At 71.0% G+C, this 22,011-nt stretch carries 19 protein-coding genes; 9 read left to right on the top strand and 10 right to left on the bottom strand.

Annotated features, from left to right (window positions below):
* Nucleotides 1–133: 133 nt before the first annotated feature.
* From ACTWQF_RS07065 to ACTWQF_RS07045, 5 genes are all read left to right on the top strand, one after another.
* Nucleotides 134–991 carry a helix-turn-helix domain-containing protein gene (locus ACTWQF_RS07065; RefSeq protein WP_443278143.1) on the top strand — a complete coding sequence of 286 codons (858 nt, stop codon included), beginning with the start codon at nt 134–136 and terminating at the stop codon, nt 989–991.
* 3 nt (nt 992–994) lie between these two features.
* Nucleotides 995–1,255: a DUF397 domain-containing protein gene (locus tag ACTWQF_RS07060; protein ID WP_443278141.1), complete on the top strand. Its 261-nt coding sequence runs from the start codon at nt 995–997 to the stop codon at nt 1,253–1,255.
* Between the two features lie 40 nt (nt 1,256–1,295).
* Nucleotides 1,296–2,120 (top strand): SAM-dependent methyltransferase, encoded by an 825-nt coding sequence (locus tag ACTWQF_RS07055; protein ID WP_443278139.1) that lies wholly within the window; start codon nt 1,296–1,298, stop codon nt 2,118–2,120.
* 38 nt (nt 2,121–2,158) lie between these two features.
* A complete protein-coding gene (locus ACTWQF_RS07050) occupies nt 2,159–2,983 on the top strand; it encodes an SAM-dependent methyltransferase (RefSeq protein ID WP_443278137.1) in 825 nt (274 codons plus the stop codon).
* A 145-nt stretch (nt 2,984–3,128) separates the two neighbouring features.
* Complete coding sequence (locus ACTWQF_RS07045; RefSeq protein WP_443278135.1) at nt 3,129–4,955, top strand: acyl-CoA dehydrogenase; 1,827 nt, start codon at nt 3,129–3,131, stop codon at nt 4,953–4,955.
* Between the two features lie 185 nt (nt 4,956–5,140).
* Here the strand turns inward: ACTWQF_RS07045 and ACTWQF_RS07040 are convergent, their stop codons facing one another.
* Nucleotides 5,141–6,691, bottom strand: coding sequence for an FAD-dependent oxidoreductase (locus tag ACTWQF_RS07040; RefSeq protein WP_443278133.1), 1,551 nt, complete (start codon nt 6,689–6,691; stop codon nt 5,141–5,143).
* A 240-nt stretch (nt 6,692–6,931) separates the two neighbouring features.
* On the opposite strand from ACTWQF_RS07040, the gene ACTWQF_RS07035 reads away from it, so the two are divergent.
* Both ACTWQF_RS07035 and ACTWQF_RS07030 read left to right on the top strand, forming a co-directional pair.
* On the top strand, nt 6,932–7,696 hold the full coding sequence (locus ACTWQF_RS07035) for a DUF6227 family protein (protein ID WP_443278131.1): 765 nt from the start codon (nt 6,932–6,934) through the stop codon (nt 7,694–7,696).
* Nucleotides 7,697–7,754: 58 nt separating this feature from the next.
* Complete coding sequence (locus ACTWQF_RS07030) at nt 7,755–9,032, top strand: transglycosylase family protein (RefSeq protein ID WP_443278129.1); 1,278 nt, start codon at nt 7,755–7,757, stop codon at nt 9,030–9,032.
* Here the strand turns inward: ACTWQF_RS07030 and ACTWQF_RS07025 are convergent.
* The 5 genes from ACTWQF_RS07025 to ACTWQF_RS07005 form a co-directional block, all read right to left on the bottom strand.
* Nucleotides 9,029–9,727, bottom strand: a complete 699-nt coding sequence (locus ACTWQF_RS07025) for an ABC transporter ATP-binding protein (RefSeq protein WP_443278127.1) — start codon at nt 9,725–9,727, stop codon at nt 9,029–9,031. The genes ACTWQF_RS07030 and ACTWQF_RS07025 overlap by 4 nt on opposite strands.
* Entirely contained in the window at nt 9,724–10,695 is a 972-nt protein-coding gene (locus tag ACTWQF_RS07020) for an ABC transporter ATP-binding protein (protein WP_443278484.1), read from the bottom strand. The genes ACTWQF_RS07025 and ACTWQF_RS07020 overlap by 4 nt, the downstream gene beginning before the upstream one ends.
* A 62-nt stretch (nt 10,696–10,757) precedes the next feature.
* On the bottom strand, nt 10,758–11,582 hold the full coding sequence (locus tag ACTWQF_RS07015; protein ID WP_443278483.1) for an ABC transporter permease: 825 nt from the start codon (nt 11,580–11,582) through the stop codon (nt 10,758–10,760).
* A gap of 38 nt (nt 11,583–11,620) precedes the next feature.
* Nucleotides 11,621–12,580 (bottom strand): ABC transporter permease, encoded by a 960-nt coding sequence (locus ACTWQF_RS07010; protein WP_443278125.1) that lies wholly within the window; start codon nt 12,578–12,580, stop codon nt 11,621–11,623.
* A 254-nt stretch (nt 12,581–12,834) separates the two neighbouring features.
* Nucleotides 12,835–14,436, bottom strand: a complete 1,602-nt coding sequence (locus ACTWQF_RS07005; RefSeq protein WP_443278123.1) for an ABC transporter substrate-binding protein — start codon at nt 14,434–14,436, stop codon at nt 12,835–12,837.
* 239 nt (nt 14,437–14,675) lie between these two features.
* Here ACTWQF_RS07005 and ACTWQF_RS07000 point away from each other — a divergent pair, with 239 nt between their 5' ends.
* Together ACTWQF_RS07000 and ACTWQF_RS06995 are read left to right on the top strand one after the other, a co-directional pair.
* Nucleotides 14,676–15,497: an SAM-dependent methyltransferase gene (locus ACTWQF_RS07000; RefSeq protein ID WP_443278121.1), complete on the top strand. Its 822-nt coding sequence runs from the start codon at nt 14,676–14,678 to the stop codon at nt 15,495–15,497.
* On the top strand, nt 15,494–17,683 hold the full coding sequence (locus ACTWQF_RS06995; RefSeq protein ID WP_443278119.1) for a putative bifunctional diguanylate cyclase/phosphodiesterase: 2,190 nt from the start codon (nt 15,494–15,496) through the stop codon (nt 17,681–17,683). Before ACTWQF_RS07000 ends, ACTWQF_RS06995 begins: the two co-directional genes overlap by 4 nt.
* Before the next feature lie 23 nt (nt 17,684–17,706).
* On the opposite strand, the gene ACTWQF_RS06990 is transcribed toward ACTWQF_RS06995, so the two are convergent.
* The 4 genes from ACTWQF_RS06990 to ACTWQF_RS06975 form a co-directional block, all read right to left on the bottom strand.
* On the bottom strand, nt 17,707–18,642 hold the full coding sequence (locus tag ACTWQF_RS06990) for an alpha/beta fold hydrolase (protein WP_443278117.1): 936 nt from the start codon (nt 18,640–18,642) through the stop codon (nt 17,707–17,709).
* 249 nt (nt 18,643–18,891) lie between these two features.
* Complete coding sequence (locus tag ACTWQF_RS06985; protein ID WP_443278482.1) at nt 18,892–19,332, bottom strand: roadblock/LC7 domain-containing protein; 441 nt, start codon at nt 19,330–19,332, stop codon at nt 18,892–18,894.
* The gene (locus tag ACTWQF_RS06980) at nt 19,322–21,031 is read right to left on the bottom strand and encodes an ATP-binding protein (RefSeq protein ID WP_443278115.1); all 1,710 of its coding nucleotides are present in this window, start codon (nt 21,029–21,031) and stop codon (nt 19,322–19,324) included. Before ACTWQF_RS06980 ends, ACTWQF_RS06985 begins: the two co-directional genes overlap by 11 nt.
* 295 nt (nt 21,032–21,326) lie before the next feature.
* Nucleotides 21,327–21,995: an alpha-ketoglutarate-dependent dioxygenase AlkB family protein gene (locus ACTWQF_RS06975; protein WP_443278113.1), complete on the bottom strand. Its 669-nt coding sequence runs from the start codon at nt 21,993–21,995 to the stop codon at nt 21,327–21,329.
* Nucleotides 21,996–22,011: the final 16 nt, after the last annotated feature.

Genomic DNA, 22,011 nt, shown 5'->3' with positions numbered 1-22,011 from the left:
GCAGCATCTTTCACAGATGGCAAGGGGAGTTCTGCAATTCGCAGAATCGCACGGGCAGTATGGCTGCTGCATTGGAGCCATGGCACACTGCTGACGCCAGGGTCCGCCAGGGGAGGCAGTCAAGGAGGCAATAGTGGCCGAGGCTCGTTCCGCGCCGACTGTGGGGCAGATAGTGCTCGGTCTACGCCTGCGTGATCTCCGTGAGCGGGCAGGTTGTTCCTTTTCCGAGGCTGCATACGCACTCAGTGTCAATACGACCACGGTGCGTCGTATGGAGAAGGCGGAAGTCGGCCTCAAGCCACCATACGTCGAGAAGCTGCTGCGTATGTACGGCCTCTCCGACGAGGAGACGGCCTCGTTCCTGTCCCTGGTGGACGAGGCCAACCGGCCCGGCTGGTGGCACAGCTTCCGTGACGTCCTGCCGTCCTGGTTCAGCCTCTACGTGAGCCTGGAGGGCGAGGCGAGCCTGATCAGGGCGTACGAGCCGCACTGCGTCCCCGGGCTGCTACAGACCGAGGCATACGCGCGCGCTCTGCTGCGCACCGGCTTCCCCGCGGCCGACGAGGAGGAACTGGACCGTCGGGTTCAACTGAGGATGGGGCGCCAGCGGCTCCTCCACGATCCCGACGCTCCGGTTCTCTGGGCCGTACTCGACGAGCAGGTACTGCGCCGCCACGTGGGTTCCCCTGCGGTTATGCGGGAGCAGATCGACCGGCTCATCGAGCTGTCCAAGCAGCAGAACATCACGATTCAGATCATCCCGTTCACTTCAGGTGCGCACCCCGGAATGTTCGGGCCCTTCCAGCTCTTCCGTTTCGATATTCCGGAACTCCCGGACATCGTCTACACGGAGGGCCTGACGGGCGCCACGTACCTGGATCAGCGTCCCGACACCGCCGCCTATCTGGAGGTGCTGGACCGCATGGGCGCGCAAGCCGCGCCGGTACCACACACCGAGGCTGTCCTCGGTGAGATCCGCAAGGAGTTCTGAAGTATGGGTCATTCAGGCCACCCCCCACACATATACAACGGCATGCCTGCGAAGCACCTCGGCAACGAGGGCTGGCAGAAGCCCTGGAGCGGCACCAACGGCGGCAGTTGCGTCGAAGCGATGAAGCTCGGCGACGGCCGGGTCGCGCTGCGGCAGTCCACAGATCCGGAAGGTCCGGCACTCATCTACACCACCCACGAGTTCGAGACCTTCCTGCGAGGCGCAAAGCAGGGCGTGGCCGACTTCCTGCTGGCCTCCGACTGACCGCACCGCCAGGACCTGGACCGAAGAACGGAGAGGCTGCATGACTGCAGAGGGGAACCTCCCCGGCATAGACACCACCAAGCCGCACTCGGCCCGGATGTACGACTACTACCTCGGAGGCAAGAACCACTACGAGGCGGACGTGCAGGCGGCCGAAGCGGTCGTCGCGACCGTGCCGTTCGCCGGTGCCATGGCACGCGCCAACCGCGACTTCATGATCCGGGCCACCCGCTGGCTGACCGCCGAAGCGGGCATAAGACAGTTCCTGGACATCGGCAGCGGCATTCCGACCGAGCCCAACCTGCACCAGGTGGCGCAGTCGGTGGCCCCCGAGGCGCGGGTCGTCTACACCGACAACGACCCCATCGTGCTCCAGTACGCACAAGCACTGCTGCACAGCACGCCCGAGGGCCGCACCGCCTATCTGCAGGCGGATGCCGCCAAGCCGGAGACGATCGTCGGCTCCGACGAGCTGCACTCCACGCTCGACCTCGGCCTGCCGGTGGCGCTCTCGGTCAACGCGCTGTTCCACTTCGTCCCCGACGAGTGGGGCCCGTACGAGATCCTCACCGGCCTGTTGGACCGGCTGCCCTCCGGCAGCTATCTGTGCCTCTCGCACGCCACTGCGGACGTCGGCGACCCCGCGCTGGAGGCGCTGGGCCGCGAGGTGGTGGAGATCTACGCGAAGGGCGGCACCACGCTGCGGCCGCGGGACCGCACCGAAGTCGCCCGCTTCTTCGAGGGGCTGGAGCTGGTGGAGCCGGGACTGGTGATGGCGCACGACTGGCGCCCGGAGCCCGGACAGGTCACCGAGCTCGAGGAGGGCCTGCCGAGCATGCTCGCCGGCGTGGCCCGAAAGCCCTGACCAAGGACCACGACAGGATTGCTGAGGGGGAAACCGCGATGTCCGAGCAGGGCGGCGCACCACCGATCGACACGGCCAAACCGCACTCCGCGCGCATGTACGACTACTACCTCGGGGGCAAGACCCACTACGAGGCGGACGTACAGGCAGCCGAAGCGGTGGTCGCCAAGCTGCCGGAGATCGTCACCGCGGCCCGCGCCAACCGCGATTTCATGGTCCGTGTCACCCGCACGCTGGCGGCCGAGTACGGCGTGCGGCAGTTCCTGGACATCGGCAGCGGCATTCCGACCGAGCCCAACCTGCACCAGGTGGCGCAGTCGGTGGCCCCCGAGGCGCGGGTCGTCTACACCGACAACGACCCCATCGTGCTCCAGTACGCACAAGCACTGCTGCACAGCACGTCCGAAGGCCGCACGGCCTATCTGCGAGCGGACGTGACCCGGCCCGACAGCGTGCTGGAGGCGGCCGAACTGCACCACACGCTCGACTTGGAGCGCCCCGTCGCCGTATCGGTCAACGCGCTCATCCACTTCGTCCCGGACGAGCAGCACCCCGAGCGGATACTGCGTACGCTGCTGGACCGCCTCGCACCGGGCAGCTTCCTGGCGCTGAGCCACGGCATCGCCGACGTGCCCGAGCAGGACGGTGTCGACCGGATCAAGGAGGTCGTCGACATCTACAAGCGGAACGGTACGGTCCTTGTGCCACGGAGCCGTGCGCAGGTCGCCGGGTTCTTCGACGGGCTGGAACTGCTGGACCCCGGCATCACCCAGGTGCACCTGTGGCGCCCCGACAGCGACCCGCTCGGCGGGCTGCCCGAGGGCACCCTGACGCTGTACGCGGGGGTGGCGCGCAAGCCGTGACGTGGGCTCGGCTCTCGGGGCGTTGACGGGGTGGGCTTCCGGTGGCCGTTGACAGTGAGGGTCCTCGGGGCGACCATAAGCAAGCGCTTAGAAACCGAGCGCTCCATGCTCGCTGCTCGCTGCCCCCGGGGATCGGACCACCCTCATGCCCACACCCTCTCTGCTGCTCTCCCGCCGCGACCTCGAATTCCAGCTCTACGACTGGCTGGACGTCGAGTCGCTGACCCGGCGCGCACGCTACGCGGAGCACTCCAGGGAGACCTTCGACGACGCCCTGGAGCTGAGCGAGCGGATCGCCACCCGGCACTTCGCGCCGCACAACAAGAAGAACGACCAGGAGGAGCCCTGGTTCGACGGCGAGCAGGTGCACACCGTCAAGGAAGTGTCCGAGGCGCTGGGGGTGTTCGCCGAGTCGGGTCTGCTGGCGGCAGCCATGGACGAGGAGTTCGGCGGCATGGGGATGCCGCAGACCGTCGCGACCGCCTGCTTCTCCTACTTCCAGGCCGCCAACGTCGGCACGTCGGCGTATCCGTTCCTCACCCTCGGCAACGCGCGCCTGCTGTGCGCCCACGGCACCCGCGAACAGGTCGACACCTACGTACGGCCGATGCTCGAAGGGCGCTTCTTCGGCACCATGTGCCTATCCGAGCCGCACGCCGGCTCCTCGCTGGCCGATGTCACCACGCGCGCCGAGCGACAGCAGGACGGCACCTACCGGCTGTTCGGCACCAAGATGTGGATCTCCGGCGGCGACCACGAGCTGTCCGAGAACATCGTCCACCTCGTACTGGCCCGCGTCCCCGGCGGACCGGCAGGCGTCAAGGGGCTCTCGCTGTTCATCGTCCCCAAGTATCTGGTCGAGCCGGACGGCGCGCTCGGCGAGCGCAACGACGTGGTACCGGCCGGGCTCAACCACAAGATGGGCTATCGGGGTACTACGAACGCGCTGCTCAACTTCGGCGAGGGCGCGCACCACCGTCCCGGCGGCGAACAGGGCGCCATCGGCCATCTGGTGGGCGAGGAGCACCGCGGACTGGCGTACATGTTCCACATGATGAACGGCGCCCGGATCGGCGTCGGCGCGGGCGCCATGGCGCTGGGCTACACCGGCTACCTGAAGTCCCTCGCCTACGCCCGCGAACGGCCGCAGGGCCGCCCGCCGACAGCGCGCGGCAAGGACGCCACGGCGCCACAAGTGCCGATCGTCGAGCACGCGGACGTACGGCGGATGCTGCTCGCGCAGAAGTCCTATGTGGAGGGCGCGCTGGGGCTGCTGCTGTACTGCTCCCTGCTGGTGGACGAGCAGTGCTCGGCCGCCGCCGAGGAGGACCGGGCCCGCGCCGGACTGCTGCTGGACGTGCTGACGCCGATCGCCAAGAGCTGGCCGTCGCAGTGGTGCCTGGAGGCCAACAGCCTCGCCATCCAGGTGCACGGCGGATACGGCTACACCCGCGAGTACGACGTCGAGCAGCACTACCGCGACAACCGCCTCAACCCCATCCACGAGGGCACCCACGGCATCCAGGGACTCGATCTGCTGGGCCGCAAGGTGGTGCAGGACGGCGGGGCCGGGCTGCGTGCGCTGGGGGACGCGGTACGGGAGACGCTCGAGCGCGCCGAAGCCGCGGGCGGTGAAGCCGCAGAACTGGCGGCGACGCTGCGCACGTACTGGGAGCGGGTCACCGCCGTGACGGCACGGCTGTGGGAGAGCGGCGATCCGTCAGTGGCGCTGGCCAACTCGACGGTCTACCTGGAGGCGGTCGGGCACGTGGCCGTGGCGTGGATCTGGCTGGGGCAGTTCCTCGCCACGCTGTCCAGCGGTTCGGGTGCTGAGGACGACGCTTTTCTGCGGGGCAAGCGGCAGGCGGCACGCTATTTCTTCCGTGCCGAACTGCCGCGGACTGCCCCGCAGTTCGACCTGTTGACAGCGCTGGACACTCTCGCTCTGGAGACCGACCCGGGCTGGCTGTGAGCACGGCGGATCCTGCTGCGCCCCTTCATTTGTGCCGGTGAGGGGGTGCCCCTGCCCGAAGCTTGCGGGGTGCGGGTTGCGTCGTGGCCGGTGGGGGCACCTCCCGGCCGGAGTCCCCCAGCCTCCGGCCGGGAGGTACCCCCAGGGGAGCAGTTCCCCGCGCCCCTTCGGGGCCCGGAAAAGCCCTACCCCTCCCCCAAGTCCCGCTGTTCCAGCGGGCGGGTCGCCGGGCCCTGTATCACCGAGCCGTCGGCGCCGAAGCGGGAGCCGTGGCAGGGGCACTCCCACGCCGACTCGGCGTCGTTGAACCGCACCAGACAGCCCAGGTGCGTACAGCGCGGCGAGACGGCGCGTAGTTCGCCCTCGGTCGTGCGATGCACCGCGCAGCGCCGCCCCTGCACCCGCACGATGGCGCCGGTCCCCGGCGGGATCTCGTCCACCGAGTCGACGTAGCTGGGCCGTAGCCGGTCCCCCACGAAGCGCCGGGCCACCGCCGACTGGAGACGCAGCAGCGCGGGCGCCTCACGGGGCCGCAGCCGCACCGGGTCGTACAGCCGTGCCCACGGCGGCAGTTGCTCACCGGTCAGGTGCACGGCCAGCAGCTGCCCGGCCAGCACGCCCGAGCTCATCCCCCAGCCGCCGAAGCCGGTGGCGACGTAGACGTGCTGGGCGCCCGCGTGGAAACGGCCGATGTAGGGCACACGGTCGGTGGTCTCGTTGTCCTGGGTCGCCCAGCGGTGGGCGAGCCGGGCGCTGGGAAAGCGCTCGTACGCCCAGGCCGCCAGCCGTTCGTAGCGGGCGCCGACCGAGCCGATGCCCGGCATCCCGGGGGTGAACTTCTCCCCCGTGACGATCAGCAGGCGCCGCCCCGTGCCGAACGGGTACGGCGCGGTACGCACCGAGCGGGTGCCGCGCTCCGGCGAGAGATAGGTGCCGCCCGGGTCCTCGTCCTCGGGCAGCAGAGCGGAGATGACCAGCTCTCGGCGCGGCTCCAGCCGGGAGAACATCAACGCCCTGTCGAAGACCGGGTAGTGGGTGGCCACCACCACGTCACGGGCGACGACCTCACCCCCGTTCTCCGCGCCGAGCAGGCACGGGTCGCCCTCGTCGAGTGCGACGATGCGGGTGCGTTCGAACAGCAGCCCGCCGTGCCGCAGGATGTCGTCCGCCAGTGCCAGCAGGTACTTGCGCGGGTGGAACTGTGCCTGGTTCTCGACCCTGACGGCAGCACACACCTGGAAGGGCAGCCCGGTGTCGGTGACGAACGAGGCGGCCAGGCCCGCCTCGGCGGCGGCCTCCGCCTCGGCGCGCACCTCGTCCACATGGTCCGCCGACTCGACGAAGGTGTAGGCAGGCACCCGCTCCAGCTCGCACTCGATCCCCAACCGCTCGCCGACGGCGGCCAGATGATCGACGGCACCCTGCTGGGAGAGGGCGTAGAGCCGCGCCTCCTCGGCGCCCCGGTTGGCCCGCAGCCAGCTGTAGGTCAGCCCGTGCAGCGCGGAGAGCTTGGCCGTGGTGTGTCCGGTGACGCCGGCCGCCAGCCGGTCGGACTCCAGCACGGCGACGCTGCGGCCCGCGCGGGCCAGTTCCCAGGCCACCGAGAGGCCCGCGATGCCGCCGCCCACCACGGCGACGTCGACCTCGATCCGGCTGTCGGGCGGCAGCGGGGGGCAAGGTGCTCCCGCCGCGGAGAGCATCCAGTAGGACTCGTATCCGACGGGCAGTGTCGTCACCACTGCCTCCTTTCAGAGGCCCTTCAGCCGCGGCTCGTCGTACCTGTGGTTCCCGCTGGCACGCCGCTCACCCCCGGCGATCCTCCGGCATACCGCATGGATTCGACTGAAAAAACGCGTCGCCGAAGGGTTTCCGGCAGCGGAATTCCCCCAACTCCTCCCGCGCGGCACTGTGGGGGCGCTACGGTTTGTGCGCGCGGGGACGGTCGGTTGTTTGCTGCACGCCGGGAGGATTCCGCGATGGGCAACAAAGGGCACTTGACGCCTGTTCAGCACCTCGAAGAGCTGCTGACCCGCGCCCAGAACCCGTTCGACGTCCGCGACGAGGTGCTCGACCGACTACGCAGCGCTGTGATGTTCCAGGTGGAGCTGTACGGCTGGCGCCACCGCAATTCCCCGCCGCCCGCCGTGCGATGCAGCAGTTTTCGCCATGTCTTCCTGCTCGCCGACGGAAGCAGTCTACTGCTGTGGGAGCTGTGCTACGACAGCCCCGACAGTGCGGGCGAGCTGCACGAGGTGTACGACGACGCCGAGGCGCTGCGCCGCTCCGAACGCCGGGTACACCGCCGGATGGGCGAGGAGGGCGAACCGGACGGTGCGGGCCATGGCGCCGTCTCGTTCGACTTCCTCACCGGCGCTCCGGGCACGGCCTACCCGCACCGGGAGTACTCGGAGGGCGACTCGGCCGAGCACGCCCGCAGGCTGCTGCGCCGGGCCGAGAACCCCGACCGGCCGGGCGAGGAGACGCTGCGGCTGCTCTCCTCGGCGCTCGGGCACCACATCATGCACGTGCCCGGACCACGGGTGCATGCCGGTGACTGCCAGGTGTGGTGCTCCGTCTACGAACACGCCTTCCTGCTCGCCGACGGCACCGAGCTCAGCCTGTACGAGCTGGAGCACAACATGACGGGCAGCGGGCGTCTGAAATGCGAGGTGTATCTGGACGAATCAGTCGCCGACCAGGCAGCGCACCGCCTCGCCAGGGAGCGGGGCTTGGACCTGTAAATCCCCGGCCACGGCTGTCCGTAGGCCGCCGACCAGCCAATCAACGGAGGTACCCCCCATGTCCATACGTGGACGCCACCGCCGCTATCAGCCACGCGCCGTCTCGCGCGCCACCTTGAAGGTGACCGCGGGCGGCGCGGGGATTGCCATGCCCCTCGTCGGGGCCCAAGTCGCAGAAGCAGCGCCCACGGACGTGTGGGACAAGGTCGCCGAGTGCGAGAGCAGTGGCAACTGGAGCATCAACACCGGCAATGGCTTCTTCGGCGGGCTCCAGTTCACCCAGAGCACCTGGGAGGCATTCGGCGGTACGGCCTACGCCGCGCGGGCCGACCTGGCCACCAAGAGCCAGCAGATCGCGATAGCCGAGAAGGTGCTCAAGGGCCAGGGGCCGGGCGCCTGGCCCAACTGTGGGCCTCGGGCGGGGCTTTCGCGCGGCGACGCGGATCCTGGCGGCGCCCCTGCCGGCGGTTCGCGGGCGGGTACCGGGCAGGCGGGTGACAAGGCCGAGAAGTCGGAGTCCGAGAAGTCACAGGCGGAGAAAGCCAGGGCGGAGCAGGCTCGGGCGGCGAAGGCCAAGGCGGACCGGGCCAGAGCCGAGCGCAGCAAGAAGCAGACCACTTACGAGGTGGTCAGCGGCGACACCCTCTCCAGCATCGCCGATGAGCTGGGCCTCACGGGTGGCTGGCGCTCGCTCTACGACGGGAACCGCACCACCATCGGCGACGACGCCGACCTCATCATGCCCGGCCAGCGGCTGAGCGTGAACGGCGCCCTGCAGGGCGAGGAGCGCGAAAAGTCACAGCCCACGAGGTCGGAACGCGCCTCCAAGACACCGTCTGCACAGCAGCAGGCGCCGCAGAAGCAAGCCCCCAAGACGCAGCCGCAGAAACCGGCGCAGAAACCGGCCCCCAAGCACAGGGCTCCCTCCTCTGCCGCCACCGCGCCGGTCGCCGGCGTCAGCCCCGGCACTCCGTATGGTGCGTCGGGCGGCAGCTGGTCCTCCGGGTACCACACAGGCGTCGACTTCCCTGTCGGCACCGGCACTCCTGTCAAGGCCGTCACCAACGGCACGGTCGTCTCGGCGGGCTGGGCCGGCGCCTACGGGTACGAGGTGGTGGTGCGGCACAAGGACGGCAAGTACAGCCAGTACGGCCATCTGTCGGCCATCACGGTGCGCTCCGGACAGGCCGTGGAGACGGGGCAGCAACTCGGCCGCTCCGGGTCGACGGGCAACTCGTCAGGGCCCCATCTGCACTTCGAGGTCCGCACCGGCCCGGCCTACGGCAGCGACATCAATCCGCTGACGTATCTGCGGGCACACGGAGTGCGGATCTAAGGAGCCGTACCGGCCCGGGTGCCGGCCGGCCGGTCCAGTTCGACCGTGCGGTCGCACCAGCGCTCCAGCAGGGTGCGGTCGTGGCCGACGGCCAGCAGTGCCGCGCCGGAACGCTTCCGGTAGTCCTCCACCACGGCGACGAGCGCCGCCGTGGTGGAGGCGTCCAGCATCGCGGTCATCTCGTCGCAGACCAGCACCCGGGGCCGCAGCACCAGCGCGCGTGCCGCGCAGGCGCGCTGCAGCTGTCCGTCGCTGACCTCGTGCGGGCGGCGGCCGAGCAGGTCGCCGCCGAGGCCGACGGCGTCCGCGAGTTCCGCGACTCGCTGGGCCGCCTCGGCGCGGCGGCCCGTGGCGCGCAGCGGTTCGGCGATCAGCGCGGCGAGGGTGAGGCGGGGATCGGCGGCGAGCCGGGGCTGCTGGAAGACGACGCCGACGGCGGTGCGCTGGGCCCGCGGCGCCCGGTGCCGCCAGCCCCGGGCCGGGTCACCGCCGAGCCGTACGGTGCCCGCGTACGGGCGGTGCAGCAGTGCCGCGACCTTGGCCAGCGTGGACTTGCCGCAGCCGCTCGGCCCCAGCAGTCCCACCGCCTCGCCCTCGCGCACGCTCAGCGAGATCTCGCGCAGTACGGGCGCGCGCCGCTCGTAACCCGCGGTTATGTCGCGCAGTTCCAGTGCGGGGTGGGGTGCCGCGGTCATACGCCGCTCCCTCCGCGTACTCCGGAGGGGCAGCCGTCCGTGACCGGGTGGTGGCAGGCCACACCGTCGGCCGGTACGGGCACCTGGGCGCACTCGGCGCTCGTGCGGGTGCAGCGCGGTGCGAACGCGCAGCCGTCCGGGAGGTCGCCCAGCTCGGGCGGCATACCGGGGATGGGGGTGAACGCGCGGTCGGGCAGCGCCGCCAGCAGGCCGCGGGCGTAGGGGTGGCGGGGTCCCGGGTCGCCGAAGAAGTCCCGGGCGGCGGCGAGTTCGACGACGCGGCCCGCGTACATCACCGCCACCCGGTCGGCGACGCGCTCGGCCGCCGCCAGGTCGTGGGTGATCAGCAGCAGGCCCCGACCGTCGTCGGTGTGGGCGCGCAGCTCGTCGACGGTGCGCTCCACCAGATCGCGGTCGAGTCCGGTGGTCGGCTCGTCGGCGAGCAGCAGCGGTGCGTCGCCGACCAGCGCCAGTGCGGTGGCGGCCCGCTGGGCGAGCCCGCCGGAGAGCTGGTGCGGATACCGGTCCAGATGGTCGGCGGGGAAGGCGGCGCGGGCGGCGGCCTCGAGTGTCGCCCCGGGCACCTCCCCGCCCCGCAGCCCCCTCAGCTCCCGCAGGGTCTCGGCGAGTTGGGAGCGGACCGTGCGGACAGGGGTCAAGTGAGCCGCCGGGCTCTGCGGTACGAGGCCGATGCGCCGCCCGCGCACCGTACGGGCGAGAGTGGCCTCGTCGGCGGCGAGCAGATCGAGGGGCTTGTCCTCTCCGGCCGGATGGGGAGCGGTGTCCTTGCCGGGGCCGTGCAGCAGCGCGCTGCCGCTGGTGCGGGCGTTGGCCGGGAGCAGCCCCAGCAGCGCGGAGGCGAGCACCGACTTGCCGCAGCCGCTCTCCCCTACCAGGGCCAGGCACTCCCCCGCCGCCAGGTCGAAGGAGACGTCGCTGACGGCGGCGATCTCGCGACCGCGCCGCATCCGGAAGCGTACGGACAGCTCCCGTACCCCCAGCAGCGTGCGCACGGTTGCACTCTCCCCGCTCACAGCATCAGCTCCGATCGGCGCCTGGGGTTGATCCGTTCCCGCCACACGCCCGCCAGCGAGGCGATGGCGAGGGTGGGCAGGATGAGGAACAGACCGGGGAAGAGCGTGGGCCACCAGTCGCCGGCCAGCAGGGTGCCCCGCGCGCTCTGGATCATGTTGCCGAGGCTGGCGCGGTGGGTGGGCAGTCCGAGCCCGAGGAAGGAGAGCGCCGACTCGTGCCAGATGGCGTGCGGCACCATCAGTACCGCCGCCAGCCCCGCCCGCGGCAGCACACCGGGCAGCAGATGGCGTACGGCGATCCGCCGGCGCGAGGCTCCGCCGGAGACGGCGGCGTCGATGAAGTCCCTGGACCGCAGGGACAGCACCTCGGCCCGGACGATCCGTGCGGTGGACAGCCAGTGGGTGAGCCCGACGGAGGCGACGACGGGCCAGACGCCGGGGCGGAACATCGCCACGATGAAGATGCCCAGCAGCAGGTGCGGTACGGAGGAGAAGACGTCGACGACGCGCATCACCAGCCGGTCCGTCCTGCCGCCCGCGCCACCGGCAGCCGCGCCAACGGCGGTGCCGATGACGGTCGCGGCCAGTGCGGCGACGACGCCGACCAGCAGCGAGACCCGCAGCCCGTAGACGCAGCGCAGCAGTACGTCGCGGCCCACATCGTCGGTGCCGAACGGATGGGCAGGCGAAGGCGGCTGGAGCTTGTTGGCCATGTCGACGGCCTGCTCGTCCAGCGGGAACAGCAGCGGCACCAGAAGTACCGCCCCGAGCACGGCCACCAGCACGGCTGCCGAGGCGCGCACCCGCAGGGTGCGGCCCATCCCGGCTCCGGGCGCTGCGCCGCCCTTCAGTACGGCGCTCACATCTCCTCCAAGGCGACGCGCGGGTCGGCCAGTCCGTACAGCAGGTCGGAGAGCAGGTTCCCGGCGAGAACCGCCACCGTGGCCAGCGCGGTGAGGGCTGCCAGCAGCGGGAAGTCCGTCGCGGTGGCGGCCTTGACGGTGGCCGAGGCGATGCCGGGCCAGCTGAAGACGGTCTCCACCAGCAGTGCGCCCGTGATGAGTTCGGGCACCCGCGAGCCGACCAGCGTCAGCAGCGGCAGCAGCCCCGAGCGCAGCGCGTGCCGCAGCAGCACCGTGCGCTCGGCCAGTCCCCGGGCGCGGGCCCCGCGTACGGCGTCCTCGTCCAGCGCGTCGCCGACGCCCTGCCGTACGTACAGCAGGAACCACGGCACCTGCGAGATGCCCAGCACCAGTGCGGGCAGCGCGAGATGGCGCACCAGCGCGCCCGCGGTGACCAGATCGCTGCCGGAGTCGGTGAGCCCGCCGGCGGGCAGTACGTCGAGCTGGACGGCGAACAGCCAGATGCCCAGCAGCCCGAGCCAGAACGGCGGTGCGGCCTCCAGGGTGTACGTGAGCGAGGTGACGGCCCGGTCGAACACGCCGCCCCTGCGGCGCGCCGCGGCGACCCCGAGGGCCGTGCCGACCAGCACGGCGAAGGTGAAGCCCACCGCGCACAGCAGCACCGACCAGCCCAGCCGTTCGCCGATGACCTGCGCGACGGGCTGCCGCAGCGAGGTGGAGTCCCCCAGGTCCCCCACCAGCGCGCCCGTCAGCCAGTCCCACCAGCGCTGCGGAAACGGCCCGTCGACGTTCAGGTTGCTGCGCAGCTGGTCCAGCGTCTCCTGCGAGGCACTGAGTCCGGCGGAGCCGGCGTACTGCTGTACGGGGTCGAAAGGCGATGCGGCGGCGACGGCGAAGACACCGAAGGTGACCGCCGCCAGCACTGGTACGGCCGCCAGCAAGCGCCGCCCGACCATTCGCGCCGCGGCGCGCCATCGCTGGCGCGCAGCGGTTTCCGCTTGTGGGCAATCGTTCCGCCGGGGCGGAACGGGTGGGCACAAGCGGGCCGCACCCGCGCGACGGCCGGACCCCGCGCCGTGCAGTCGGCGCCCTCCGTCTGCGGCCCGGTGGCCGGTGCTGCGCTTGCCCACCCTGCGCCCCTGGGGGTACCTCCCGGCCGGAGGCTGGGGGAGCAGACTGCCCAAGCGCAGGGGCTTGTTGCGGCGGGAAGTCACTTCTGCGGCTGCCAGTCCTGGAGGTTCCACCAAGGGCCCGCGCCGATGCCGTGGTCGTGGGGTTCGAGCTGGGTGGTGAGGCCGCGCCATTTGTCGTCGATGACGTAGACGTGATCGATGTGGGTGAGGAAGGTGTAGCCGGGGTTCTTCGCCAGAGCGCGCTGCACCTTGTCGTACGCGGTTTTGCGCACCCCCGCATTGCGGCTGCGGCGGCCCACGTCCAGCTGCTCGTCGACGGTCTTGTCGTGGTAGGAGGCGAGGTTGTTCCAGCCGTCGCCGATCTGCGAGGAGTGCAGGGTCGGGTAGAGGTCGAAGTCGGGATCGGCGGGGAAGCCGTTACCCATCAGCATCGCGTCGTGCTTGAGCTTGGGACGGACGACCTCGCGGCTGCCGGCCTGGACCTTGATGTCGATGCCGGCTTTCTTCGCGTCGGAGGCGTACGCCAGGGCGTGGTCCTGGCGGAGCTTGTCGCCGGAGAAGTACCAGAGGGTGAACGCGGCGCGCCTGCCGTTCTTCTCGCGGATACCGTCCTTGCCGGGCTTCCAGCCCGCGTCGGCGAGGATCTTCTTGGCACGGGACAGGTCGTGGCGGCGTTCGGTGCCCTTGGCGAACCAGGGGCTGTCGGTGGGCAGCGGGCCGTACGCGGGCTTGCCGGCGCCGTTGAGTACGGACTTGACCATGGCCTTGCGGTCGACGGCGAGGTCGAGGGCGCGGCGGACGGCCTTGTCCTTCGTGACGGGGTTGCCGCTGGGCAGGGTCACGGCGCGGTAGTCGGCGGTCTCGGCGCTGAAGGTGCGCTTTTCCGGGTTCTCGTCGTACTTCTCGTACGGCTTGGCGAGGTTGGGCGGGAGGATGGCGCCGTCCAGGTCGCCGGAGCGCAGCCGGGTGGCGCGTACGTCGTCGTCCTCGATGACGGCGACGGTGAAGCGCTTGATCTTCGGCTTGCCGCCCCAGTAGTGCGGGTTGGCCTTGAAGCTGAGCTTCTCGCCCTTGCGCCAGCTGGTGAGGACGTAAGGACCGGTGCCGACCGGACTGGTGTTGTAGGAGCCGGTGTTGACATCGGCCTTCGAGGCGACGGCCCGGGAGGCGATGGGCAGGACGGTGCGCTCGGCGAATGCCGCGTAGGGGTACTTGAGCCGGAAGACGACCTGGTGTCTGCCCGCTGCGCGGACGCTCTCGACGGCGTCCAGCTCGCCCTTGGAGGCGTTGTTGGTCTTCTTGTCGAGGATCGTCTCGTAGGTGTAGACGACGTCCTTGGAGGTGAAGGGCTTGCCGTCGCTGAAGGTGACGCCCTTGCGCAGCTCGTAGGTGTAAGTCCGGCCATCCTTGCTCACCTTGGGCAGGTGGGCGGCGAGTGCGGGCTTCAGGTTCATCTTGGCGTCGTGGGTGAGCAGGCCGTCGAATATCTTCGAGTTGCCCTCCTTGCCGTACCCCAGCAGGGGGCTGAGGGTCTCCGGCTCCTGTGCCACACCTACCGTGAGGGAGTCCGTGCCGCCGGGACCGTCGCCGTCGCCGGGCGCGGAGCACGCCGTGGCCGCCGCGAGGACGCCGGCGGCGGTCGCCATCGCGGTGGCTGTCCGTACCGTCCGGGCAGTCATGTGTGGCACACTCTCCTTGTTAAAGAACACTCGCTCTTGCAATCGATTCGCAATTAGCTTCGATTAAATCATGGCCCGCGCGGTGCGCTATGCCCCGATACCTCCCGGCCCAGTTGTCAAGGGCGAGGCAAGATCCAGCCCCAGTAACGCTGTTTCCTTCCACGCGCCGCTTCTCGGTCAGTAGCCTCATGGGCCCGACCGGAACTCCCCGGTGAATGAAGCGAGCTGGAGACCCCTCGATGCAACGTCCCGCCTGGGCCCCGCAGGGCATCGATCTCACGGTGCCGAGCGTGTCGCGGATGTACGACTACTACCTGGGCGGCTCGCACAACTTCGAGGTCGACAGGGAGACGGCGCGGCAGGCGATCAAGGCGTGGCCAGGACTGCCGAAGATCATGCAGGCCAACCGGGCCTTCATGCGCCGGGCGATCCGCTTCGCAGTCCAGGAGGGGCTCACCCAGTTCCTCGACATCGGCTCGGGCATCCCCACTTTCGGCAACGTCCATGAAGTGGCCCACGCGTTGGACCGCGGCGCACGGGTCGTCTACGTCGACAACGATCCGGTCGCCGTCGCGCACAGCCGCGCGGTGCTGGAGGGTGACAGCAGGGTCGGCATCGTCTCGGCGGACTTCCGCTCGCCGCAGGACATCCTCGAGAGCCCCGAGGTCGAGGACCTGCTGGACCTGGACAAGCCGCTGGTGCTGATGCTTGTCGCGCTGCTGCACTTCATCGAGGACCGCGACGAACCCCGCAAGTGCGTCGCGGAGCTGGCCCGCCATCTGGCGCCCGGCAGCATGTTGGTGCTCTCCCACGGGTCCCCCGAGGGCGGGCCCGTGCGGGACGGCGGCCTCGCCCTGCAGGAGGTCTACAGCAGTGCGAGCGCCCCGCTGATCTTCCGGTCCAAGGACGAAATCGCGCAGTTCTTCGAGGAGTTCGAAATGGTGGAGCCGGGTCTGGTCGCGCTTCCGCGCTGGCGCCCCGACAGTCCCATGGAGCACGAGGACCCCGTCGTCTTCAGCGGGTTCGCCGGAGTCGGCCGTAAGGCGGGACTCGCCGAGTGACCTCCCAGGACGAGACCGAGGAACACGAGGGGCATACGAGCCCGGCCCAGAACGGCAGCGGCGCGGCGGAAGGGGAGGAGGAGGACGGCCTACGCCGCTTCGCGCGGATCTGGAGCCGCGCCGTCTACCCCGCCACCCAGACCTCGCTCTCCCGCGCCGAGCTGGAGGACTTCCTCCATCCGCTGGCCGGCATGCTCGGAGAGGCCCTGAACGCCTACCCGTTCAGCCCCGCACCCGGCCGGGAGGTCGGCGATGTGCTGGTGAAGCAGGCACACTGCACCAGTCCCGACGCGCTGCCGCACATCCTCGGCGTCGTCGAGTCGTATCTGGTGCTCTACGCCGGAACCCCCGGCACGCTCGGCGTCGACGAGGCCCGCTCGCGCTGTGCCCGGCTCCAGCACGCCATCGCCGCCGGGTTCACGCTCGCCGTACAGGAGCGCACCCTGGCCGAGCAGGAAGCCCTCTCACGTGCCGCGCTGGCCGCGCAGACGGCCGTCGAGGAGGCCCTGCACGCTTCGGAGACCCGGTTCCGCGCCGTCTTCAAGGAGGCCACCATCGGCATTGGCATCGCCGACATGAACGGCCGGCTGCGGGACGCCAACGGCGCGCTGGCCAGGATGTTCGGGCACTCCGAGGAGGAGATGCGCCGCCGCAACATCAACGACTGGGTGCACCCGGACGACGCCCCCGACGTCTGGCGGCTGCACCGCGAGCTGGCCGCCGGCCGACGCGACCACTTCCGGGTGGAGAAGCCCTACCAGCGCCCCGACGGCACGGTGCTGTGGACCAACCTGACCGTCTCGCTGCTGCGGGACGCCGAGGGTGAACCCCGGTACCAGCTCGCACTGATGGAGGACATCACCGAGCGCCGCCTGCTGCATCTGCGGCTGCGCTACGAGGCGACCCACGACGAGCTGACGGGGCTGCCGAACCGCACCCTGTTCGCCGAGCGCCTGGACCGCATCCTGACGCCGGGCAACGGGGTCAGCCGGTTCGGGCTGTGCTATCTGGACATCGACGGCTTCAAGACGGTCAACGACAGTCTCGGGCACGCCGTGGGCGACCAGCTCCTGGTCGCGGTCGGCGAGCGCCTGCAGTCCTGCACCACCGCGCCGGCACATCTGGTGGCCCGGATCGGGGGTGACGAGTTCGCCGTACTCATGTCCGACCCCGAGGGTACGGAGGAGGTCACCTGCCTGGCTCGGGCCCTGCTGGCGACGCTGGCGACCCCGATCTCGGTGGACGGGCGCGAGCTGTCCGTCCGCGCCAGCATCGGGATAGTCGAGGGTGCCTCCGGGCAGCTGGAGCCGGCCGAGGTGCTGCGGAGCGCCGACATCACCATGTACCGGGCCAAGGACGCGGGCGGCAACCGCTACGAGCTGGCCGACCCGGACTCCGAGGCCCGCGCGATAGACCGGCACAGCCTCACCAACCGGCTCCCCGCGGCACTGGAGCGGGACGAGTTCTTCCTGGAGTACCAGCCGCTGATCCGGATGAGCGACGGCAGTGTGGACGGTGCCGAGGCGCTGGTGCGGTGGAAGCACCCGGTGCACGGGCGGCTCGGCCCGGACCGGTTCATCCCGCTGGCCGAACACACCGGGCTGATCGTGCCGTTGGGCCGCTGGGTGCTGGAGCAGGCCGTGGCGCAGACCTGCGCCTGGTCGGCCGGTCAGCCGCTGCGGGTCAACGTCAACCTCTCCCCCCGGCAGCTGCACCACCCGGACCTGGTGCCGGACACCATCGCCGTACTGGAGTCGGCGGGCGTGGAGCCCTCGTCGCTGTGCCTGGAGGTCACCGAGAGCGCGCTGATCGGTGCGGACGAGGACGAGCTGAAGCCGCTGTGGCAACTGGCCGAGATCGGCGTCGACATCGCGCTGGACGACTTCGGCACCGGCTACTCCAACCTGGCCAACCTGCGCAAGCTGCCTGCCACCACGCTCAAGCTGGACCGCTCCTTCACCCAGGGCCTCCAGCAGCACCCGGCCGACCCGGTCGACCTCACCTTCGTGGAGGGCATCGTCTCGCTCGCCCACGCGCTCGGCCTCGCCGTCACCGTCGAGGGGGTGGAGACCGAAAGCCAGGCCGACCAGTTGCGCGACCTGGGCTGCGACACGGCGCAGGGCTGGTACTACGCGCGCCCGTCCTCGCCCGGGGAGTTCGCCAAGGACTGGGCGACGGCGGGCTGACGACCGAGCGCCCCGGGGGGGAGCTAGGGCGCCAGGTCCAGGTGGCTCTCGAACCACTCCACGAGATCGGCCTCGACCTCGTCCCGTACGGTCTCGTTGAGGATCTCGTGCCGCGCGCCCTCGTACGCCCGCCAGCTCAGATCGCTGGTGCCCAGGTGGCGGAAGTCCTCCAGCAGCTCGTAGACGAGCGTCATGCGCTGGTTGCACGGGTCCTGGTCGCCGACGGCGATGTGGACCGGCAGTGCGCGCGGAATGCGGGCGAACTGCTCCGGGTCGTTGATCTTGCGGGAGCCGAGCACCCAGTCCAGCGACAGTCCCGCGCTGAACGGGAAGCCGCAGCGCTCGTCCTGGGCGTAGGCGTCGACCTCGGCCTCGTCGCGGGAGAGCCACTCGAAGCCGGTGCGGTGCTCGAAGGGATCGTTGAAGGAGCTGAACAGTACGGCGGTGAAGTCGGACGGTGCGTCCCTGCCCCGCTCGGCGATCTCCCGCTCCAGCTGCTGCACGGCGGTTTCGGTCTCGCAGCCGGGCAGCGAGCGGAACGTGCCCGACAGCACCAGCCCGGACAGCCCGGCGCCGTACTCCTGTGCGTAGTCACGGGCGAGCTGCGAGCCCATGCTGTGCCCGAGGAGGAAGAACGGGGCGTCGGAGGGCATATGGGCGCGGGCCCGGTCGCCGACCTCCTTGAGATCGTCGACCGTGGCCCGCCAGCCCTCGGCACCCACGGCGCCGTAGCCGCCGGTGTGGGACGCCGTCGCACCGTGCCCCCGGTGGTCGGAGGCGACGACGGCATATCCGCCTGCCGTCAGCCGCCGGGCGAACCGGTCGTAGCGCAGCGCATGTTCGGCGGCGCCGTGTGCGATCTGGACCAGGGCGCGTACATCGCCCTCCGGCAGCCAGGTGTAGGTCGCCACCGGCGTCCCGTCCGCCACGGTCGTGAAGTCGTCCCGCCGTTCCGCCACGCCCGGCTCCTTCCCACTCGTCCTGCCTGCCGTGTGTATTGCCGCGCGCGGATCACGGCACCGCGCGCAGGCGGTAACCGTAGCGGTAGGTGCGGTCGGCGTGAAGGAGGTGTTTCTCCGGCGCCGCTGCGCCCCACGAGTCGGCCCCGCAGCACGAGAGAGAGGTTCAGCCAGTTACTCCGCGCCGGTCGCCGCCACGGCGGGTCAAGGCGGGAACGCGGGCGGCGGCGGGGTGCGCACGGCGCGGCCTCAGGGATGGACGGACTGCCGGACGGGCGCCGTCAGAAACGGCCGGACCCGCTTGATCAGCATCGTCATCTCGTACCCCAGCACCGCGGGGTCCGCCTCGCGGGCGGCCAGCACGGCGAGGCGGGTCCCTTGGCCCGCCCTCGACACACACAGCAGCGAGCGGTCGAGCTCCACCACGACCTGCCGGACCCCGTCGCCCTCCGCCATCCGCAGCCCGAAGCTCCGGGCCAGCGAGTGCAGTCCGGAAGCGAGTGCCGCCAGGTGGTCGGCGGCGTCGGGCTCCAGCCCGTGCGCGGCCTGCGTCAGCCCGTCCGCCGAGAGCAGCAGCGCGCTGGTGGCATGCGGTACCCGCCGCACCAGATCGGCCAACAGCCAGGAAAAGTCGGTGTTCCGCTCGCTGTCCCGCTCGCCGCTCCGCCGCTGAGGGGCCTCATTCACCATCATCGCGCTCTTCTCCTTGAGGGCGCGCATGCCGCGCCACGGCCGTACGGTGGCGGCGGGGCGACTTCCCCGCCGCCACGGCCTGTTCGGGGTGAGGGTCGGTGTTGTCCGCGAGACTGCTGCCCCGCCGGAATGCGGCCATCAGCCCTGGATCGGGCGGCTCTTCGGACGGGTTGCCGTCAGCCCGCCGAGGCCGTCCGGGCTCGCGCCGCTCCGGGACGAGATGCTTGTGACGGCTCCGTACGGGCAGCGGCGGGCGCTCCGCCTCGGCCCCGCCTTCCGTACGAGCACCGGGCGGCACCAGCGGCAACGGGGTGGCAGGCCCCCGCTCCTTCCCACGGACCCGGGCACGCGGCCGCGGATCGGGCCCCGACTCCGCGCCCGGCTGCGGAGCCGTCTTCGAGCCGGAGCCCGGAGTGAGCTCCGCGTCCGGGCCGGGAGCGGTTTCGGGCGGCAGGGGGGCGCCTTGGTCGCGGCGCCGGCCGAGGAGGCGCCGGGGCAGTACGGCGACGGCCTGCACTCCGCCGTAGATGTTGCTCCGCAGCTGGACGACGATGCCGTGGCGGCGGGCCAGCGCCGAGACGACGTAGAGGCCGATGCGACCGTTTCGCACCAGCTCGGGGACGTTGATCCGGTCCGGTTCGGCGAGCACCGCGTTGAGCCGGTTCTGTACGCCTGGGTCCATCCCGGGCCCTCGGTCCTCGACCTCGACCGCGAGCCCGGCGGTGACGCGCTGGGCGCGCACCAGTACCTGGCTGTCCGGCGCGGAGAACACCGTGGCGTTCTCGACGAGTTCGGCCAGCAGATGGATGACGTCGGCGACGGCGTGCCCGCGCACGGTGCCCTCGATCGGGGGCACCAACTGGATCCGGGTGTACTGCTCGACCTCCGCGACAGCGGAGCGCAGCACCTCGGAGAGGGAGACGGGGCGCGTCCACCGGCGGTGTGCGACGGCGCCGCCGAGTACGGCGAGGTTCTCCGCGTGACGCCGGGTGCGGGTGGCGAGGTGGTCGACGTGGAAGACGCCCTTGAGCAGTTCCGGGTCCTCGACCTTGTTCTCCAGCTCGTCGATGAGCTCGATCTCCCGGTGCACCAAGGACTGGAGCCTGCGGGCGAGGCCGAGGAAGACCTGGGCCCGCTCCTCGCCGCCGCCGCGCGCCTCCGCCGTCAGGGCGACGGCCTCGACGACAGCGGCCTCCGCGGCGCACTGGGCGAGCGCGACCTGGTGGCAGAGTAGGTCGAGCGAGTCGCCGACCGGCTCGTTCTCGGCCACACGGGTGCGGGTCACGGGGCGTTCGCCGTGCCGCAACGCCCAGAGCATGGAACGGAGTTCGGCCTGTCCCCGCACCAGGGATTGCCGCAGTGCCGCACAGCGCGCTGCCGTACCGCGTGCTTCGGCCGCGGCGAGCACTCCCGCAGTGCCGAGCACTCCGCACACCACCAGTGCACCGACGGCCAGCACGGCCAACAGCGCGGCGCCGATCGGGTCCGAGCCGTCGCGGTCCGCCAGCAGACACCCGACGACGACGGCGCCGGTGACCGCGACCAGTCCTGAGGGCAGCACGGCGAGCCGTACCAGTCGGTGGCGTACGGCGGCGTCGCCCACGCTCTCGCGCGCCCGGGCCTGCGCCGGGGTCCTGCCGTGCCGGCGCCGCGCCGGAACGTTCCCCTCGGGAGGAACGGACGGTGGGGCGGTCATGGAAACGGAATTGGATGATCCTCTTCCGTTTTGCGCCGCGTTGCTCGGGGCTTCGGCCATGGGTTCCTCGGGAGAGTTGAGGCAGGTGAGCGGTGGAAGGGACAGGTCTGTGGAGGCAGCGGGGCGTCGACGCCGTGGTCACGCTAGCCCGCAGCCCGGCCCCTCCTTGACCCGTACAACGGATTCGCCATGGTTCGCCAGCTCCTAAAGAGTGAACCCGTCCGGCTTCCGCTTGACAGGCCGTACGCGCTCAACTCGCCGCGCCCCGCGCGCATTTCGTACGCCGCTCCGGCGGTCAGTACGCCCGGACGGTGACGTTCACCCGCCCCCGCAGCCCCAGTTCGGGTGGCGCCGAACCGGGCTCGGTGCGGGGTACGCCGTGGTACGCCCGCCGCGCGGGTCCGCCGAAGACGAAGGCGTCCCCGCTGCGCAGCTCCACGTCCCGCCACGGCCGGCCCCGCCCCTCGGTGTTCCCGAACCGGAAGACGCAGGCGTACCCCAGGCTGAACGAGACGACAGGCGCGGCGGAGCGCTCGTCGCTGTCCCTGTGCATGCCCATTCGCGCACCGTCACCGTAGAAATTGACCAGCGCGATGTCGTACGGGACGGCACAGGGCCCCGCGCCGTACACCGGCTCCCCGGCCACCTGGGCCGCGGCGTCCACCGCGGCCCGCGCCCACTCCCCCAGCCAGCCGGGGAACGGCTTCACGGGCTCGCCGCCCCCGTCCACCACGGTCGGCGCGTAGCCGTACGGATACCAGTGCCGCCCCAGGCTCAGCTGCCGTACCGACATCTCGCCACCGCTCGGCAGCCGCACAGTTCGCAGCCCGGCGGGCGGCTTCGACCACTCCCGGCACGCCGCAAGCAGCTTGTGCTGCTCCTCCTCGGACAACCGGTCCGGCAGGTGCACCGCACCAGGGGCGACCTCCTCCGCTTCGCGCGGGAACAGATCACCTGGGCCCATCCGTCGATTGTGCCGC

The sequence above is a fragment of the Streptomyces sp. 8N114 genome (assembly GCF_052245835.1).
Lineage (GTDB): Bacteria > Actinomycetota > Actinomycetes > Streptomycetales > Streptomycetaceae > Streptomyces.
Note: the sequence above shows the minus strand (reverse complement) of the source record. Positions and strands in the feature narration are given on the sequence as shown.